This window comes from Cupriavidus sp. 05N39, assembly GCF_056397325.1.
On record NZ_JBFTNE010000302.1, the window covers coordinates 1 to 478 of the forward strand.

At 69.9% G+C, this 478-nt stretch carries 1 pseudogene; it reads right to left on the reverse strand.

Annotation, left to right across the window (positions count from 1 at the left end):
• Positions 1-478: pseudogene (locus AC1DN0_RS41415) on the reverse strand (ATP-binding protein); the annotation flags it as partial.

Below are 478 nucleotides of genomic sequence, written 5' to 3' on the forward strand. Positions count from 1 at the left end.
CGCGGATGCCCGGCGAAACGGCGCTCGATCGCCTTCATCAGGCTGGTCTTGCCCAACTGCCGGCCACCCACCAGCAGGTAGTTGCCGGGCTCGCGGTTGAGCACCCGGGCCAGCAGCGATTCGCGTCCGAAAAACGCCGTCGGCCGGGTGATGCCGCCATGCGTCTGGTACGGGGAGATGCGGGTCACCTTCAGTTGCCGTGCCAGCAACGCCAGCAGCGCGGCCGCGGCATTGGGCTGCAGCAGCCAGCGGCTCTGCGCGACCTGGTCCAGGCAGACGCACAGGTTTGCGGGGTCGTCGGCATGGGCGACCAGCGCGGGCTCGGCTGCCAGCGATGGGCTGACCACCAGGACCACGTCCTGCCCGTTGGGCATGCCGCGCACGTGCTGCACGATCGACTCGCCGCTCAGGCCGTTGTCGGGGAGGTAGACCCATAGGCGCTCCAGCGCCAGGGGCATGGCATCGGGCAGCGTCCACT